The following is a 17,235-nucleotide window of genomic DNA, read 5'->3' as shown; positions in this document are numbered from 1 at the left end:
ATCTTCTGAACTATTTTTTTTATAATGAAAGTAACTTTTCAAGGTAACTTGCCAGACCATCTTCTTCGTTTGTTTGCTCAGTGACATCGTTGGCTACTCCTTTGAGTTGCTCCGTACCGTTAGCCATCGCAACACCCCAGCCGGCATACTCGAGAAGTTCCAAGTCGTTATGCTCATCACCAAAAGCAATGACATCTTTTTGTTCGATCGATAAATGATTCGCCACTTGATGGATTCCTTTTGCTTTTTCGATCCCTTTTGAAACGATCTCTAAAATCGCCATCGGACCTCCCCAAGTCCTTACATCTACGTGTTTTCCAAATTGCCGTGTCAGTTCAGCAGAAACTTGTTCGGCGTATTGTTTTTCCGTACGTACCAATAAGGACGTAGGATTAGTTGTTAGATTTCGAGGAGACAGTAGATTTTCTGGTTTAGGATTTGGTGAAGCAAAGAATTTTGCATCAAAAAAATCAAACGTATCGATAAAGAAAGTATCGCGATTCTCCGCAGCGATAAAGTCTAGGTTCAATTGATTTTTTTGCGCTAAGATCTCAAAAACGATTTCTTTATTGATCAGTGTTTCTTGCTCGCCAGCCCATTGTTGGTTTGGGATATGCACGAGCGCACCATTAAAGTTGACCATTGGGGTAGTCAATTCTAACTGTTGATAATACTGATAGCTCATTCGATAAGGACGACCTGTTGCAATACTGACATGATGGCCAGCATCAATGGCTTTTCTCAATGTTTGTTGGGTTTTATTCGTAATGATCGAATCAGGATTCAAAGTTGTTCCATCCAAGTCGATCGCAATCAATTTTTTGTTCAATGCTGTCATTCCTTTCAAACAACGATTTGTTTCAGTCTAGCATATTTCGATGAATAAACAAGGTGAAAAATTTTCTGAAAAGGAGATGCTAATGAGCGAAGAGAGAAAAGAAGGAGAAAAAAACCGGTAAAACACGAACATTTTTAGAATAAACTAACTTTTTATATAGTTTTCTATTGAAATACGAATGAAATCTCTATATAATTTATAAATGTTCGACGGGGGAATGGATTTGGATTTATTTTACATATTATTATGTAGTCCGTTAGAAAAAATCAGGGAGTGGAAATTTTTATGGAAAAGTTTTTCCAACTAAAGAAAAATAATACAAACGTACCAACAGAAGTAATGGCAGGTGTAACGACCTTTTTTGCCATGAGTTATATATTATTTGTTAATCCGACGATCTTATCAGCTTCTGGGATGCCGTTTCAAGCAGTCTTTTTAGCAACGATCATCGCATCGATCATCGGTACTTTAGTGATGGGGTTATTTGCCAATGTGCCATATGCACAAGCACCAGGCATGGGACTAAATGCTTTCTTTACTTTTACAGTAGTCTTTGGGTTAGGTTATTCTTGGCAAGAAGCATTAGCTATGGTCTTTATCTGTGGATTGATCAATGTATTTATTACCGTTACAAATATACGTAAAATGATCATCCATGCGATTCCTGAGAGTTTACAACATGCAATCGGTGGAGGTATTGGGATTTTTGTTGCGTATGTTGGGATCAAAAATGCTGGGCTTTTGTCTTTTTCTGCGGATCAATCAGCAATCACTAGCTCTGTCGTTGACAACGGTCAAGTAACAAATGTGACGATCAATGGCGGAATCGTACCTGAACTGGCAAACTTTAATAATGCGCCGATCCTATTAGCTGTCATTGGGTTAGTTTTGACATCGATCTTAGTTGTTAAAAATGTTCGTGGTGCAATCTTGATCGGTATCGTAGTCACAACGATCATCGGAATTTTGATGGGGGTTGTCGATCTAGGAACGATCGATTGGGAACAAAATTCTTTAGGCAATTCAATCAATGAACTAGGCACAACATTTGGTGCAGCATTTGGTGCGGAAGGGATGCAATCTTTATTCAGCGATAGCTCTAAGATCCCACAAGTACTGATGACGATCATTGCGTTTAGTTTATCCGATACATTTGATACGATCGGTACGTTCATCGGTACTGGACGACGTACAGGTATTTTCTCTAAAGAAGATGAGGAAGCCTTGGAAGACGGACGAGGATTCAAAACTAAAATGGATAAAGCGTTGTTCGCTGACGCGATTGCAACATCGATTGGTGCGATTTTCGGAACATCGAATACAACGACGTATGTCGAATCAGCAGCTGGTATCGGTGCTGGTGGTCGTACAGGTTTGACTTCAGTTGTCGTAGCCGCATTATTTGCTTTAAGTAGCTTATTTTCTCCACTGATCGCTGTCGTGCCAGCACAAGCAACTGCTCCGGCATTGATCTTAGTAGGTGTGATGATGATGGCATCTTTTGCTGACATCAATTGGTTAGATATGGAAGAAGCTTTACCGGCATTTTTTGCTTCGATCTTTATGGGATTAGCGTACAGCATCTCTTACGGAATCGCTGCTGGTTTTATCTTCTATACGATCATGAAAGTCATCAAAGGCAAAACAAACGAGATTTCATTTGCTTTATGGGTTGTTGATATTTTATTCATCCTCAACTTTGTTATTTTAGCAGTTATTTAAATGACAATTGATAGGAGTAAAGAGTCGGTTGACCCTTTGCTTCTATTTTTTTTGGTCTAGTTCCTCTTTTGCAAAAACGAACGATACCGGCACATACGTTGCACACAGGTAGAAAAATAGGTATGATAATAGAGACGAAAGAAGGGTGATGAATGAAGATTCAATGGAAGAGAAATTTATTTGTAGCTTGGATAGGCTGCTTCTTTACTGGTTCAAGTATCAGTTTAGTCATGCCGTTTATTCCAGTATACGTTGAACAACTAGGTACACCAAAGGATCAAATCGAATTATTTTCGGGACTGGCGATTTCAGTAACAGCTTTTGCTGCGGCAATCGTTGCGCCTATTTGGGGGAACTTAGCTGACCGAAAAGGAAGAAAAATGATGATGATCCGAGCAGCCGCCGGAATGACGATCACTATGGGGTCACTAGCCTTTGTACCAAATGCGTATTGGCTTTTGGTCATGCGTTTCTTTAATGGGATTTTATCTGGATACATACCTAATGCGACAGCGATGATTGCTTCACAAGCACCAAAAGAGAAAAGTGGCTGGGCGTTAGGCACACTTTCTACTGGAGCAGTTGCAGGCACATTGATCGGTCCATCGATGGGGGGCGCTTTGGCGCAATGGTTCGGAATGGAAAATGTCTTTTTGATTACTGGAGGGTTATTACTGATCACCACGATCTTAACGATTTTCATGGTAAAAGAAGATTTCCAACCGGTTGAGAAGAAAGATCTGATCAGTACGAAAGAAGTCTTTGCTAAAATGGATCACTTTTCTGTTTTAGTCGGTTTGTTTATCACTACGTTGATTTTACAGTTAGGGATCACGACGATCAGTCCGATTTTGACATTATATATTCGAGAACTCAGCGGTGATACATCAAATATTTTATTTGTGAGTGGCTTGATTGTTTCAGTCTCAGGAGTATCAGCCGTCTTTTCTTCGCCAAGACTTGGGAAGCTAGGGGATAAAATAGGAAATCAAAAAGTTCTATTAGCAGGGTTGGTTTTATCTTTATGTTGCTATTTACCAATGGCGTTTGTAACGACACCATTACAACTAGGGATTTTACGCTTCATATTAGGTTTTTCAACAGGTGCGTTGATGCCATCGATCAATACATTGATTAGCAAGATCACACCTGAAGAAGGGGTTAGCCGAGTATACAGTTACAACCAGATGTTTACGAACTTTGGTCAAGTTTTAGGACCAATGCTAGGTTCAACGATTGCCCATGCGTACAATTATAGTGCAGTGTTTATTGTGACGAGTCTTTTTGTTCTAACCAATATCCTTTTATCACTGTTCAATTTTAGAAAAGTATTACATCAAAAACTATGATCAAGCAAAATAAAAAACAGATTGGAGAATACTCCAATCTGTTCGGCTTTTAGGAATGTGATGATGTCGTTTCTTTTTTAGGTGTTGCAGCAGCGCTGATCAAAATGACGATCAATCCCGCAACTAATGAAATAATAGTCGTCATAGTAAAATCATAAGGGCTACTCGTTAATGCACCACCAATATAGCCAACCACTTGACCTAAAATGACTGCCCAAAACAATGTGACGATATATCGCATATCAAACACCTCTTTTCTAAGTTCAGTTTACCAGATTTTTTTGGAATGTAAAGGGAGAAACAAGCGTCCAAAGGCAATGAGTGGCGTCAAAAAGGAATAAACGACACGTTCATCTGAGTGAAATAAGAACGATAAGGACAGAAGAACAGAAAGTTAAATGAAAAGGTGGTATGTAAAATGTTTCTTCCACAACTTTATACGATCACCTCGTATTCTTTGTTGCAAAGTACGATTCGCATAAACGAATACGTCCGAGAAGCAAAGAAACTAGGCTATCATACATTAGCGATCACAGATAAGAATGTGCTATCTGGCGCAGCAGAATTTTACCGTATCTGTATGGATGAAAAAATCCAACCGATCATTGGATTAAATCTTACCTATTTATTTGAAGAACGATACTATGAATTATTACTCTATGCAAAAGATGCTGTAGGTTATCAACAATTGATCAAACTTTCGAGTAAAAAAATGATCCAGGAGAACATTGAGCTTCATGAAATCAACGAACTCGACCATTTGCTAGTCGTTTTACCAACAAAACACTCGCTTGCTGACGATTATGGTGTGTCCGCTTCATTTGATAAGCACTGGCAAATGTTACAAGAAAAAGTACTGTCTTCCCATTTTTATGTCGGTGTGACAGAAGAAACACCAACGCAAGCGCCGGAATGGCTTGCTTATTTACGAGCAAACCAATTTAAACTTTGTGCCTTACATCCGATTGCCAGCTTACATCAAGAAGAGCTTTTTTCTTTGGAAACAATGAAACATCTTCGTGAAGGAACACAACTTTCTTTTGAGGAAGTACGACAAACAACTCGGGATTCAGGCAGAGGCTTTCTGATTGCTGAAGAAGAATTACGTCAAAGATTTTTAGCAGCAGGCTTAGAAGAGGCGATAAAGCATGCGCATCAGTTAGCTGAATCGGTCACGTTTGAATTTCAATTCCATCAAAAGTTACTGCCACATTATCCTGTGCCAGACAATCGTTCTGCTGGAGAATATTTGCAAGAACTTTGTCAAAATCAATTAAAGAAACGAGTGGCACAAGTTGATAAGGCGTATCAAGAGCGTTTGGATTATGAATTGTCAGTGATCCACCAAATGGGATTTGATGATTACTTCTTGATTGTCTGGGATGTCATGGCTTTTGCTCACGAGAACAATATCGTGACAGGTGCTGGGCGTGGTTCAGCTGCGGGTTCATTAGTTGCTTATGTCCTAGAGATCACTGATGTAGATCCACTGGAGTATGACTTGCTATTTGAACGATTTTTGAATCCTGAACGTTTTACGATGCCCGATATCGATTTAGACATTCCGGACAACCGAAGAGAAGAAGTGCTGATCTATGTCCGAGAGAAATACGGGCAATATCATATGGCACAGATCGCAACTTTCGGAACCATGGCAGCTAAAATGGTCTTAAGAGATGTCGCTCGCGTCTTTGGTCTATCGCAAAGCGAAGCCAATCGTTGGTCCAAAGCAATTCCTAATCAATTGAAAATGACTTTGGCTGAGGCCTATCGTACATCAAATAAACTGGTTGAGTTAGTACAGGCGAGCGAAAAAAATCAATTGTTGTTCCAAACAGCTAAAATACTTGAAGGATTGCCCAGACACGTTTCCACGCATGCGGCGGGAGTCGTTTTAAGCGATAAAAATCTTTTAGAGTTAGTTCCTTTACAAAAAGGATCAGATGAAGCATATTTGACTCAGTATACAATGAATGATGTTGAAGCAATCGGATTGCTAAAAATGGATTTCCTTGGATTAAGAAATCTATCGATCATTGATTACACAGTCAAAGCAATCAAACGAATCGAGAACAAAGAAATCCAACTAAAAGAAATCCCATTGAATGACCCCAAAGCATTACAGCTTTTTCAGCAAGGAGAAACAACTGGTGTTTTCCAATTTGAATCTGCGGGGATTCGGAATGTTCTACGAAGACTAGGACCAGAAAACATCGAGGATATCGCGGCGGTCAATGCGTTATATCGACCCGGACCAATGCAGAACATCGATACATTTATTGCTCGGAAGAAAGGGAAAGAAAAAATCCATTATCCTGATGATTCATTGATGCCGATTTTAAAAAATACGTATGGCGTCATCGTGTATCAAGAACAAATCATGCAAATTGCTTCAACTATGGCGGGCTTCTCTCTTGGCCAAGCGGATATTTTAAGGCGAGCAATCAGTAAAAAGAAAAAAGAAGTCATCGATGAAGAAAGAGATCATTTCGTGAATGGGGCAGTCCAACAAGGATACCGTAGCGAAAAAGCGAATGAAGTCTACGAATACATCGAACGCTTTGCAAACTATGGTTTCAACCGTTCCCATGCGTTTGCTTATTCCTTTGTCGGGTTTCAAATGGCCTATCTAAAAGCACATCATCCCGGCGCATTTTTTGTAAGTTTGATGAATTCTGTTCGTCACAATACTGCAAAGCTAAAAGAGTATATTGCTGAGGCGAAAAAGTATAAACTAAAACTGACAGCGCCATCGATCAATCAAAGTTTTTATGGTTTTGAGTTGACAGACAAAGAAACGATCCGCTTTGGATTGACCGCAATCAAAGGGGTTCGTAGAGATTTTGTTGAAGAGGTCATCCGTGAACGAAAAGAAGAAGGGCCGTTTCGTTCCGTAGATCAGTTTTTGATACGGATCAATAAACGTTGGCTGAAGTTGGACTTACTGAAAACGTTGGTCGCAGCTGGTGTGTTTGATGAATTAGCAGCAAATCGCAGACAGTTGATGTTGGATTTAGAAGGTAAGATCCAAAACATCTTATATAGTGGCGGTAGTTTAGATTTATTGGATATCATGGCTTTAAAAGAAGAAGAAGTTGCTGATTATACCCTCGAAGAGAAACTGCAATTGGAAGAAGAATATCTGGGTGTTTATCTATCCGGTCATCCAACAGAAGGTTACGAACGACTGAAATTAGCAAAGCGAGTCCATTTGGTCACAGAGATCGTGCCTAAACAAGCAACCAATGTCTTAGTGATGGTCAAAGAAGTAAGAGAGATCCGAACGAAAAAAGGGGCATTGATGGCTTTTGTCAGCGGCACAGATAGTAGCGGGGAACTGGCGATCACTGTCTTTCCTGAGCTGTATCGTCAAGCACGACCGCTATTCAAAGAAAATCAAGTGATTTACGTGCAAGGACGTTCAGAAATCAGTAAATATAATCAAGAGTTGCAATTGATCGCAGAAGTGGTCGCTGACCCTGAAGAACTGGAACAACAATATCCAGAGCAAACGTGTTATTTGCGGATCAGAGAAGAAGCAGATCAGCCTGATACGATGAAAAAACTGCAAGAACTGTTCAAGAAATTCCCAGGATACATTCCTGTTGTCATGTATCATGAAAAAGACCAACGAAAAGTCGTCTTATCTGAAGCCTTTTGGCTCGACGGCTCAGACAGTCTTAAGAAGCAATTAGCTTACCTTTTAAAAGAAGAAAATGTTGTTTTCAAATAACTTACGGTAAAACATACTATTTGCTTTCATTTTTTTTCATTTTTTTATCAGGAAATCAAGACAAGTGAGCAAAATAATGTTAGAATGTTAGTCGTGGTTAAGACAAAGAAGGTTATAAACCTAAGTCATGCTTAGGATAAAGTAATTTAATGAGGTGAAGATGAATATGAAACGCATCGGAATTTTAACTAGTGGTGGAGATGCTCCTGGGATGAATGCAGCAGTTCGTGCAGTCGTTCGTAAAGGTATATATGAAGGATTGGAAGTTTACGGGATCAATTATGGTTTTGCTGGACTAGTTGCCGGAGATATCCGTCGCCTAGATGTTGCAGACGTCGGTGATAAGATCCAACGCGGAGGAACATTCTTATACTCTGCACGTTATCCTGAATTTGGAACAGAAGAAGGACAATTAAAAGGAATCGAACAATTGAAAAAATTCGGTATCGAAGGACTTGTTGTGATCGGTGGCGATGGCTCTTACCATGGCGCGATGGCATTGACTAAACGTGGCTTCCCAGCAGTGGGTGTACCAGGTACGATCGACAACGATATTCCAGGAACTGATTTCACGATCGGTTTTGATACAGCGATCAACACAGTATTAGAATCAATCGACCGTATCCGTGACACAGCAACTTCACACGTTCGTACGTTTGTGATCGAAGTAATGGGTCGTAATGCAGGAGATATCGCTTTATGGTCAGGTGTTGCTGGTGGAGCAGATGAAATCATCATCCCTGAACATGATTTTGACATGGCAGTCGTTGCTAAAAAAATCCAAGACGGACGCGATCGCGGCAAAAAACATTGCTTGATCATTTTAGCTGAAGGCGTAATGGGCGGAAACGAATTTGCAGAAAAATTGTCAGAATATGGCGATTATCATACACGTGTATCGATCTTAGGACACGTTGTACGTGGTGGTTCACCAACTGCACGTGACCGTGTATTAGCAAGTAAATTCGGCGCACATGCTGTTGAATTATTGCAACAAGGTAAAGGTGGATTGTGTATCGGAATCCGTGACAACGACATCGTTGAAGCTGATATCATCGATACATTAGAAAACAACAAACACCAACCAGATTTATCATTATACGACTTGAACAACTCACTTTCTTTCTAATAAAGGAAAGCAGTCAGATAAATCACTAGATATATATGGGAGTGAGAAGCAAGTCTTCTCAATATCTAACAGATATTTAAGCTTTGAATGGCTTTAAATAAACAATTTGAATGGGAGAGTTTTGTAAAATGAAAAAAACGAAAATCGTTAGTACATTAGGACCAGCCAGTAATTCAGTAGAAACTATTTCTAAATTGATTGAATCTGGAGCAAATGTCTTCCGCTTCAACTTTTCACATGGTGACCATGAAGAACAATTATCTCGTATGGTAATGGTTCGTGAAGCAGTTAAAAAAACTGGTAAAGATGTCGGTATCCTTTTAGATACAAAAGGTGCAGAAATCCGTACAACAGTTCAAGGTACAACTGAAGAAGATTTTGGCCGCGCAGGCTACATCAAATTTGAAGTAGGCGACAAAACACGCATCTCAATGGACCCTGAACATGTTGGTTCAAAAGAAAAAATCGCTGTGACTTACCCAGGTCTTTTTGAAGACGTACATGTAGGTGGACACATCTTATTCGATGATGGCTTGATCGACATGGAAATCATCGAAAAAGACGAAGCAACACGCGAATTAGTTGTAGAAGTTAAAAATGCAGGTATGCTAGGATCACGTAAAGGTGTGAATGCACCAGGCGTATCAATCAGTTTACCAGGTATTACACCAAAAGATGCTGACGATATCCGTTTCGGACTTGATAACGACATCGACTTCATCGCAGCAAGTTTTGTTCGTAAAGCGCAAGACGTATTAGACATCCGTGAAATTTTAGAAGAAAAAGACATGACACATGTTCAAATCTTCCCTAAAATCGAATCTCAAGAAGGTATCGACAACATCGATGAAATCATCAAAGTTTCTGACGGTGTGATGATCGCTCGTGGAGATATGGGTGTTGAGATCCCTGCTGAATTAGTACCAATGGTGCAAAAACGTATCATCAAAAAATGTAACGCTGCGGGTATCCCAGTAATCACTGCAACACAAATGTTAGAATCAATGCAAGAAAACCCACGTCCAACACGTGCGGAAGCTTCTGACGTTGCGAATGCGGTATTTGACGGAACTGATGCAACAATGCTATCAGGTGAATCAGCAAATGGTGACTATCCTGTTGAAGCTGTTGCAACAATGGCTCGTATCGACCAACAAGCTGAAATGGCATTATCAGAATTAGGTTCATTCCAATTAAATGAATTTGATAAAACTGATGTGACAGAAACAATCGGTCTATCTGTTGCTCGTGCTGCGAAAAACTTAGGCGTTAAAACAATCGTTGCTGCAACTGAATCTGGTTATACAGCAAAAATGATCTCTAAATACCGTCCAGATGCTGACATCTTAGCTGTTACATTTGACGAACGCACAAAACGTGGTTTGATGCTTAACTGGGGTGTATATCCAACAGTTGCAGAAAAACCATCAACAACAGACGAAATGTTCGAATTAGCTGCGAAAAAAGCAGTTGAACTAGGCTTTGCTTCAGAAGGCGACTTGATCTTGATCACTGCTGGTGTACCAGTTGGTGAACGTGGAACAACAAACGTAATGAAGATCCAAATGATTGGTTCAAAATTGCTTGAAGCTCAAGGAATCGGACAACAATCTTTAGTAGCTAACGCTGTCGTTGCTTCATCAGCAGCAGAAGCAATCAAAAAAGCGAAAGACGGTATGGTATTAGTTGTTCCTTCAACAGACAAAGAATACATGCCTGCAATCGAAAAAGCAGCAGCAGTTGTTGTTGAAGAAGGCGGTTTGACTTCTCACGCAGCAGTTGTAGGGATTGCACAAGATATTCCTGTGATCGTTGGTGCGAAAGACGCAACTTCAACAATCAAAGACGGAGAATTGATTACTGTTGATGCTCGTCGTGGTATTGTATATCGCGGAGAAACAACAGCTATCTAATCCACATCAAAAAGAGTGCCGAGAGAAATCTCAGCACTCTTTTTTTGTGTGATCCAATGTTTCGTTTGAGTAAACTATTTTTGTGTTTGCATGAATTCGTGGATCACTTCAATCACGTTTTCATGTAAGACGGTTGGCAACTGTTGCGCACGTGTAGCTAATGAGATCAAAAAACGTGGTTGATCAGTATCTGCCAGAGGAATAGCGACCAAATTATCTTCAGGGTGGATGGCGATCTCCGTCAAAAAGCCGATGCCGATATTTTCCCGGACCATGCTTTTCAAGATGTTCAAATCGTTACTTTGATAAACAATCTTTGGTTCGATATGCGTTTGCTTAGAAAGCTTCGTAAATGCAGCAGGATGGACGTAGTGCTCATTTAGCAAAACAAATTGTTCATCTGCTAACTCCTTAAAAGAAACGCTTGTGCGCTCTGCTAGAGGGTGTGAAGGAGAAACGACGATCATAAAGCATTTATCTAACAATCGTTCGACTTCAAGCTTATGATCGACAATCGGTTGTGTGGACCCGAGGATTGCGATATCGATACGACCTTGATGGATCATTCCGTATAGATCACGAGAACCACCATCAACGATATCGATCTGTGCCATCAATTGGTACTTGATAAAGTAGCTCGATAATTTTGGGAAATACTCGTTACCAATGATAGGCGGCATGCCAAAACGCAATTTTTTCTTTTGTAATTGTGCAATCTCAGCTTTGGCAAGAGTAATTTCTTGTAAGACTGATTGTGCGTGGATCATCAATTGCTTGCCAGCAGGAGTGATGATCAGTTCATGATGGGAACGATCTCTTGTAATGAGCGTAGCACCAAGTTCTTTTTCAAGGCGTTGGATGGCATAAGTGATCGTTGGCTGACTGACCTCGAAAAACTTAGCGACCTTGGTGAAGTTTTTTTGTTTGACGATTTGAACATAATATTCAAGATCTCTGGTATTCATGAAACGATTCGCTCCCTCAACATATAAATAATGTTTATTGTAATCCATAATTTTCCGACTATCAAATCAAACAAGTTAAAGAAAATCAGTGAGAACAAAAATAAGTATATCGAAACCTTGTCCCAACAAGCTAAATGTTTTTTTATGAAGTGTAAGGTGTCAAGAAAATTTCATTGACAACCGACTTTTTGCCCTGTATAATAGCTTTTGTTGCTTAGGAGTGATGAAACTATGAAATGGTCTTTATTGGAATTGAGAAAATACCAAGAGACACCGTTAACTTTTCATGAGACCCTTGACGTAAAAAAGGCTCTTATGAAGCGAGACGATTCAATTTTAGATGTTGCGCCTGTGGAAGTCGAAGGTCTAGTCTCAGTAGATAACAAAGGCTATCTCGTTCATTACACTGCGCAGACGACACTGACTGTTCCGTCTACTCGTTCATTGACCCCAGTTGAATTACCAATCAAACTGTCTGTGGATGAATTGTTTATGACGATGGAACAATACCAACGTAGAGATGCACAGTTACCTTCAGAAGAGATTCTCTTGATCGAAGGAACACATCTTGATGTGACAGAGTCGATCGAAGACAACATTTTATTGGCGATTCCGATGCGTGTACTCACAGAAGAAGAAGAGCAATCCACTGAATTACCGAAAGGAAATGACTGGGAAGTGCTATCTGAAGAAGAGTACGAAAGACGCAAAACGGAAGAAGCTGAGACAAAAGTAGATCCTCGTCTTGCAAAACTATCAGAATTTTTTGATTCAGCATCAGAAGAAGATGATAAAGCGTAAGATTGGAATATATTGTATCAAATTTTGATACGAGACTTTACAAGGAGGTGTAGCAAAATGGCAGTACCAGCTAGAAGAACATCGAAAGCTAAAAAAGCAAAACGTCGTACTCATTACAAATTGACAATCAAAGGATTGAACGAATGTCCAAACTGTGGTGAAATGAAAAAAAGCCATCACGTATGTGCAAGTTGTGGTTACTACGATGGTAAGGACGTAATGTCTAAAGAAGCTTAATACATTTTATTTAGAAAATGTAAAACCTCAAGGCTAACCATGGAGCCTTGGGGTTTATTTTTTGATTCTTAAATAACAATTGGATTTCGAATATATAAGATAAGAAACATGACCGATTCGTAGTTATTTGGTTTGCAAGTAAGCCATGTTAAGCTATAATGAGAGAGATTAGGGAGAATATCCCATATGTAGGAGGAGTTTATATGTCAAAACAACAAATCGGCGTTGTCGGTATGGCCGTCATGGGTAAAAATCTAGCCCTTAACATTGAAAGCCGCGGCTACTCTGTTGCTCTATTCAACCGTACAGGAGCAAAAACAACAGATGTGGTAGAAGAGCATCCAGACAAAAACTTCAAAGCAACATACACGATCGAAGAATTTGTTGATTCAATCGAAAAACCACGTCGTATCCTTTTGATGGTCAAAGCAGGACCAGCAACCGATGCGACCATCCAAGAATTATTACCACACTTAGACAAAGGCGATATCTTGATCGATGGTGGAAATACCTTCTTCCAAGATACGATCCGTAGAAACGAAGAGTTAGCTAACTCTGGCATCAACTTCATCGGAACTGGTGTTTCAGGTGGAGAAGAAGGGGCGTTAAAAGGACCTTCGATCATGCCTGGTGGACAAAAAGAAGCGTATGAGTTAGTTGCACCGATCCTTGAACAAATCTCTGCAAAAGCGGAAGATGGTACGCCATGTGTGACTTACATTGGTCCAAATGGTGCAGGACATTACGTGAAAATGGTCCACAATGGGATCGAGTATGGCGATATGCAGTTGATTGCTGAATCTTACGACTTGATGAAAAATATTCTAGGTCTATCTGTTGATGAGATGGCAGATATCTTCAAAGAATGGAATGAAGGCGAATTAGACAGCTACTTGATCGAGATCACTGCGGATATCTTGACACGTAAAGACGATGAAGGGACAGGTCAACCGATCGTAGATGTGATCCTTGATGCTGCTGGAAACAAAGGGACAGGTAAATGGACAAGCCAAAGTGCCTTAGACCTTGGTGTACCACTTCCATTGATCACTGAGTCGGTATTTGCCCGATATATCTCTGCATACAAAGAAGAACGTGTACAAGCAAGCAAAATCTTGTCACATACAAATGACTTTGAATTCAAAGGCGATAAAAAAGAATTTATCGAAAAAATTCGTGAAGCATTGTACTTCAGTAAAATCATGAGCTATGCCCAAGGATTTGCACAGCTACGTGTCGCATCAAAAGATTATGGTTGGGATCTGCCATTTGGTGAAATCGCAAAAATCTGGCGTGCCGGCTGTATCATCCGCGCGCGTTTCTTGCAAAAAATCACAGATGCCTACGATACTAATCCTGACATTGAAAATCTTTTATTGGATGACTACTTTGTTGAGATCACTAAGAAATACCAACAAGCCGTACGAGAAGTTGTTGCTCTAGCCGTTCAAGCAGGCGTACCAGTTCCAACATTCTCTTCAGCCATTGCTTACTTTGATTCATACAGAGCCGAACGTTTGCCTGCAAACATCATCCAAGCACAACGTGATTACTTTGGGGCACATACGTATGAGCGTGTTGACAAAGAAGGAATCTTCCATTACTCATGGTATAACGAAGATTAAACTCTTCAACATGCGAAACAAATAAGTAATAAAGAAAGAGCTGAGGTCAATTTATAGAGAACGACTTCAGCTCTTTTTAAAAATGGTATTCCATGATAAAATGATTTTAGATTAAAAAAATATATATCGGTATAATAATGGAGTTTAGAAGCCTAGGAGAGAGAAAGGATAAAATTGAATGAGTAATATTCTAATCATTGAAGATGAGAAAAATTTAGCCCGATTTGTCGAGTTAGAATTAAAGCATGAAGGGTATAATGCTGAAGTACATTACAATGGACGGACAGGTCTTGATGCCGCTTTGAATAATGAGTGGGATGCGATTTTATTAGATTTGATGTTACCTGAATTGAACGGACTTGAAGTTTGTCGTCGTGTGCGTCAAGCAAAAAATACACCGATCATCATGATGACTGCAAGAGATTCTGTCATCGACCGAGTTTCAGGTCTAGATCACGGGGCAGATGATTACATCGTCAAACCATTTGCGATCGAAGAGTTGTTGGCACGTCTGCGTGCTTTATTACGCCGTATCGACATCGAAGGAGATAAAAACGTAGCCAAACAAACAACGATCACTTATCGCGATTTGACGATCGAAAAAGAAAACAGAGTCGTACGTCGTGGCAATGAAGTCATTGAATTAACAAAACGCGAGTATGAGCTATTACTTACTTTAATGGAAAATGTCAATGTGGTACTTGCCCGTGATGTTTTATTGAATAAAGTCTGGGGTTATGAAACCGAAGTAGAAACGAACGTAGTGGATGTGTATATTCGTTATCTTCGTAATAAGATCGACGTTCCTGGTGAGGAAAGTTATATCCAAACAGTACGTGGGACTGGTTACGTGATGCGCTCGTGAGCAACTACAATAAAACAGAAAAAAGAGAACTTAAAGGTCCATCCTTGACAATCAAGTGGGCCTTTGCAAGTTCTTTCTTCATATTTGTCGTCTTTACGATCTTTGCGGTGATCACTTATAAGTCATCGATCAACTTGATCGTAGCAAAAGAACGAGCGAACGTGGAACATACGATTTCTGAAGCAGCTTCTCGTTTATCAAATTCAGACGAAGAGTTGACGTTGATCAGTGCCTATCGCAATTTAACGAATGCTGACCAAACTGGTGGCACTGGCGATGATACAGCGATCATTGAAGGAAACTTGATGAAGATCGATTCCTTTATTTCTGAACTTGGTCAAGCCTCAATGGATCTATACGTTTACGATCTTGATGAAAAGCTGATTTTCAAAACACATGAAAAAAGCCGTTCATTGATTCAAACAACGCGTAAGATTCCAACGATCGTTACCTTAGATGGAAAAACTGGTTTTTTATCGATCCAGCCTATTTATTCTAAACAAACGAGAGAAAAAATCGGGTATACTCAAACCTTTTACGAACTTTCATCTTTCTACGACATAAGAAACAATCTCTTGTTGACGTTGATCGTGTTAGAGATCGTCTCTTTGATATTAAGTAGTATCTTAGGCTTCTTCTTATCTTCATACTTCTTGAAACCGTTAAAAGTATTAAGAGACACCATGGATACGATTCGTAAAGATCCGCAATCAGATATCCACATGCCAGAGATCGATACAGATGATGAACTCGCCGACCTTGCTGAGATCTTCAATGAAATGCTTGATCGTATGCGTCTGTATATTGAGCAGCAAGAACAATTTGTAGAAGATGTCTCTCATGAATTAAGAACCCCTGTAGCAATTATTGAAGGGCATCTCAACCTGTTGAATCGTTGGGGGAAAGATGATCCTGAAATTCTAGAAGAGTCATTGACCGCAAGTATGCAAGAAATCAGTCGTATGAAAAGTTTAGTACAAGAAATGCTGGATCTTTCAAGGGCAGAACAAGTAGATGTTTATTATGCCAATGAAACGACGAATGCAAAAGAAGTGACTTATCAAGTATTCAATAATTTTAAATTACTTTATCCAGACTATGTCATTACACTAGATGATGACTTAGCTAAGGAAGTAACACTACAAATATTTAGGAATCATTTTGAGCAATTGATCATCATCATCTTAGATAATGCGGTGAAGTATTCAACGACTAGAAAAGAAGTTCATATCTCAATCTCATCAACACTTAGCGAATTTGAGATTGCCATCCAAGATTTTGGTGAAGGAATCCCTGAAGAGGACCTGAAGAAAATTTTCAACCGTTTTTATCGGGTCGATAAAGCGAGAGCACGAACAAAAGGTGGAAATGGTTTAGGGTTGTCTATCGCCAAACAACTTGTCGAAAGCTATAAAGGTCGAATATTAGCTGAGAGTGTGGTTGGTCAAGGGACGATTTTTAGGATTTTTGTACCGATCGTAAGAACAGAGGACAAGTAAAGTATCATACTTTACTTGTTTTTTTTATGGATTTATCGAACGTAGCGAGCCGTCTTTTGCTCTAATAATCAGATCTTTGCGGAGGATGTCTGAAAAAGAGGCGAACTTTAATTCTTTGATTTCAGCTGTATGCAATTAAATAACAGTAAAAAACTGTTGATTTTAAAAGAAAAACGCTGAATATTCGGCTTTAAAAATATTCATTGAAAATCGCATTTTTTCTATTGCAATTTTTTTGAGTCCTTGATATATTATTATTTGTTCTGACAAAGCAGATAAAACTACTGCAACAAATTGTTTGATTTAACTGTTGACTAGGTTTTGGAGCTATGTTATAATAACTGAGTCGCTAATTTTAAAAGTGATATAAAGCTTAATAAATCAACGAAAAAAGTTATTGACAAATAACAAACGAGATGATATATTAATCAAGTCGCTAAGGAATGACGGCAACAAACTTTCTAAATAAGAAAGAAAAAACTTGTTGACAATCTTTTAAGAAAGTGTTAAGATATAAAAGTTGTTGAAACAAGAAAGATTAGACCTTTGAAAACTGAAC

General features: G+C 39.4%; 13 protein-coding genes. 10 read left to right on the top strand and 3 right to left on the bottom strand.

Annotated elements, in window-relative coordinates:
- Positions 1-19: 19 nt before the first annotated feature.
- Positions 20-829, bottom strand: a complete 810-nt coding sequence (locus JZO83_RS13300) for a Cof-type HAD-IIB family hydrolase (RefSeq protein ID WP_207116054.1) — start codon at positions 827-829, stop codon at positions 20-22.
- 294 nt (positions 830-1,123) lie between these two features.
- Between JZO83_RS13300 and JZO83_RS13295 the strand changes: the two genes are divergently transcribed.
- Positions 1,124-2,560 carry an NCS2 family permease gene (locus JZO83_RS13295; protein ID WP_206858422.1) on the top strand — a complete coding sequence of 479 codons (1,437 nt, stop codon included), beginning with the start codon at positions 1,124-1,126 and terminating at the stop codon, positions 2,558-2,560.
- 152 nt (positions 2,561-2,712) lie between these two features.
- Positions 2,713-3,909 carry a multidrug efflux MFS transporter gene (locus JZO83_RS13290; RefSeq protein ID WP_206858424.1) on the top strand — a complete coding sequence of 399 codons (1,197 nt, stop codon included), beginning with the start codon at positions 2,713-2,715 and terminating at the stop codon, positions 3,907-3,909.
- 49 nt (positions 3,910-3,958) lie between these two features.
- Here the strand turns inward: JZO83_RS13290 and JZO83_RS13285 are convergent, their stop codons facing one another.
- Entirely contained in the window at positions 3,959-4,150 is a 192-nt protein-coding gene (locus JZO83_RS13285; protein WP_206858426.1) for a YjzD family protein, read from the bottom strand.
- A 177-nt stretch (positions 4,151-4,327) separates the two neighbouring features.
- Here JZO83_RS13285 and dnaE point away from each other — a divergent pair, with 177 nt between their 5' ends.
- The 3 genes from dnaE (at position 4,328) to pyk (ending at position 10,684) form a co-directional block, all read left to right on the top strand.
- A complete protein-coding gene (gene dnaE, locus JZO83_RS13280; RefSeq protein ID WP_207116053.1) occupies positions 4,328-7,642 on the top strand; it encodes a DNA polymerase III subunit alpha in 3,315 nt (1,104 codons plus the stop codon).
- Positions 7,643-7,808: 166 nt separating this feature from the next.
- Positions 7,809-8,771, top strand: coding sequence for a 6-phosphofructokinase (gene pfkA, locus JZO83_RS13275; protein ID WP_206858461.1), 963 nt, complete (start codon positions 7,809-7,811; stop codon positions 8,769-8,771).
- 128 nt (positions 8,772-8,899) lie between these two features.
- On the top strand, positions 8,900-10,684 hold the full coding sequence (gene pyk, locus JZO83_RS13270) for a pyruvate kinase (protein WP_207116052.1): 1,785 nt from the start codon (positions 8,900-8,902) through the stop codon (positions 10,682-10,684).
- Positions 10,685-10,758: 74 nt separating this feature from the next.
- On the opposite strand, the gene JZO83_RS13265 is transcribed toward pyk, so the two are convergent.
- On the bottom strand, positions 10,759-11,649 hold the full coding sequence (locus tag JZO83_RS13265; RefSeq protein ID WP_206858473.1) for a LysR substrate-binding domain-containing protein: 891 nt from the start codon (positions 11,647-11,649) through the stop codon (positions 10,759-10,761).
- A 231-nt stretch (positions 11,650-11,880) separates the two neighbouring features.
- Here JZO83_RS13265 and JZO83_RS13260 point away from each other — a divergent pair, with 231 nt between their 5' ends.
- The 5 genes from JZO83_RS13260 (at position 11,881) to JZO83_RS13240 (ending at position 16,676) form a co-directional block, all read left to right on the top strand.
- Complete coding sequence (locus JZO83_RS13260; RefSeq protein ID WP_206858433.1) at positions 11,881-12,450, top strand: DUF177 domain-containing protein; 570 nt, start codon at positions 11,881-11,883, stop codon at positions 12,448-12,450.
- Positions 12,451-12,507: 57 nt separating this feature from the next.
- Entirely contained in the window at positions 12,508-12,687 is a 180-nt protein-coding gene (rpmF, locus tag JZO83_RS13255) for a 50S ribosomal protein L32 (RefSeq protein WP_010735836.1), read from the top strand.
- A gap of 203 nt (positions 12,688-12,890) precedes the next feature.
- Positions 12,891-14,312 carry an NADP-dependent phosphogluconate dehydrogenase gene (gene gndA, locus JZO83_RS13250; RefSeq protein ID WP_206858437.1) on the top strand — a complete coding sequence of 474 codons (1,422 nt, stop codon included), beginning with the start codon at positions 12,891-12,893 and terminating at the stop codon, positions 14,310-14,312.
- Between the two features lie 178 nt (positions 14,313-14,490).
- Positions 14,491-15,177 carry a response regulator transcription factor gene (locus JZO83_RS13245; RefSeq protein ID WP_010735834.1) on the top strand — a complete coding sequence of 229 codons (687 nt, stop codon included), beginning with the start codon at positions 14,491-14,493 and terminating at the stop codon, positions 15,175-15,177.
- On the top strand, positions 15,174-16,676 hold the full coding sequence (locus JZO83_RS13240; protein ID WP_206858440.1) for a HAMP domain-containing histidine kinase: 1,503 nt from the start codon (positions 15,174-15,176) through the stop codon (positions 16,674-16,676). Before JZO83_RS13245 ends, JZO83_RS13240 begins: the two co-directional genes overlap by 4 nt.
- Positions 16,677-17,235 lie beyond the last annotated feature (559 nt).

Source organism: Enterococcus sp. DIV1298c, assembly GCF_017316315.1.
GTDB classification, from domain to species: domain Bacteria; phylum Bacillota; class Bacilli; order Lactobacillales; family Enterococcaceae; genus Enterococcus_B; species Enterococcus_B mangumiae.
This window is presented reverse-complemented; position numbering and strand designations above follow the sequence as displayed.

What these genes read in the sequence shown, in the direction of transcription:
- JZO83_RS13290 (WP_206858424.1), top strand. Translation starts at nt 2,713, where the DNA reads ATGAAGATTCAATGGAAGAGAAATTTATTTGTAGCTTGGATAGGCTGC.
- dnaE (WP_207116053.1), top strand. Translation starts at nt 4,328, where the DNA reads ATGTTTCTTCCACAACTTTATACGATCACCTCGTATTCTTTGTTGCAA.
- pfkA (WP_206858461.1), top strand. Translation starts at nt 7,809, where the DNA reads ATGAAACGCATCGGAATTTTAACTAGTGGTGGAGATGCTCCTGGGATG.
- JZO83_RS13260 (WP_206858433.1), top strand. Translation starts at nt 11,881, where the DNA reads ATGAAATGGTCTTTATTGGAATTGAGAAAATACCAAGAGACACCGTTA.
- pyk (WP_207116052.1), top strand. Translation starts at nt 8,900, where the DNA reads ATGAAAAAAACGAAAATCGTTAGTACATTAGGACCAGCCAGTAATTCA.
- JZO83_RS13265 (WP_206858473.1), bottom strand. Translation starts at nt 11,649, where the DNA reads ATGAATACCAGAGATCTTGAATATTATGTTCAAATCGTCAAACAAAAA.
- JZO83_RS13295 (WP_206858422.1), top strand. Translation starts at nt 1,124, where the DNA reads ATGGAAAAGTTTTTCCAACTAAAGAAAAATAATACAAACGTACCAACA.
- gndA (WP_206858437.1), top strand. Translation starts at nt 12,891, where the DNA reads ATGTCAAAACAACAAATCGGCGTTGTCGGTATGGCCGTCATGGGTAAA.
- JZO83_RS13285 (WP_206858426.1), bottom strand. Translation starts at nt 4,150, where the DNA reads ATGCGATATATCGTCACATTGTTTTGGGCAGTCATTTTAGGTCAAGTG.
- JZO83_RS13245 (WP_010735834.1), top strand. Translation starts at nt 14,491, where the DNA reads ATGAGTAATATTCTAATCATTGAAGATGAGAAAAATTTAGCCCGATTT.
- rpmF (WP_010735836.1), top strand. Translation starts at nt 12,508, where the DNA reads ATGGCAGTACCAGCTAGAAGAACATCGAAAGCTAAAAAAGCAAAACGT.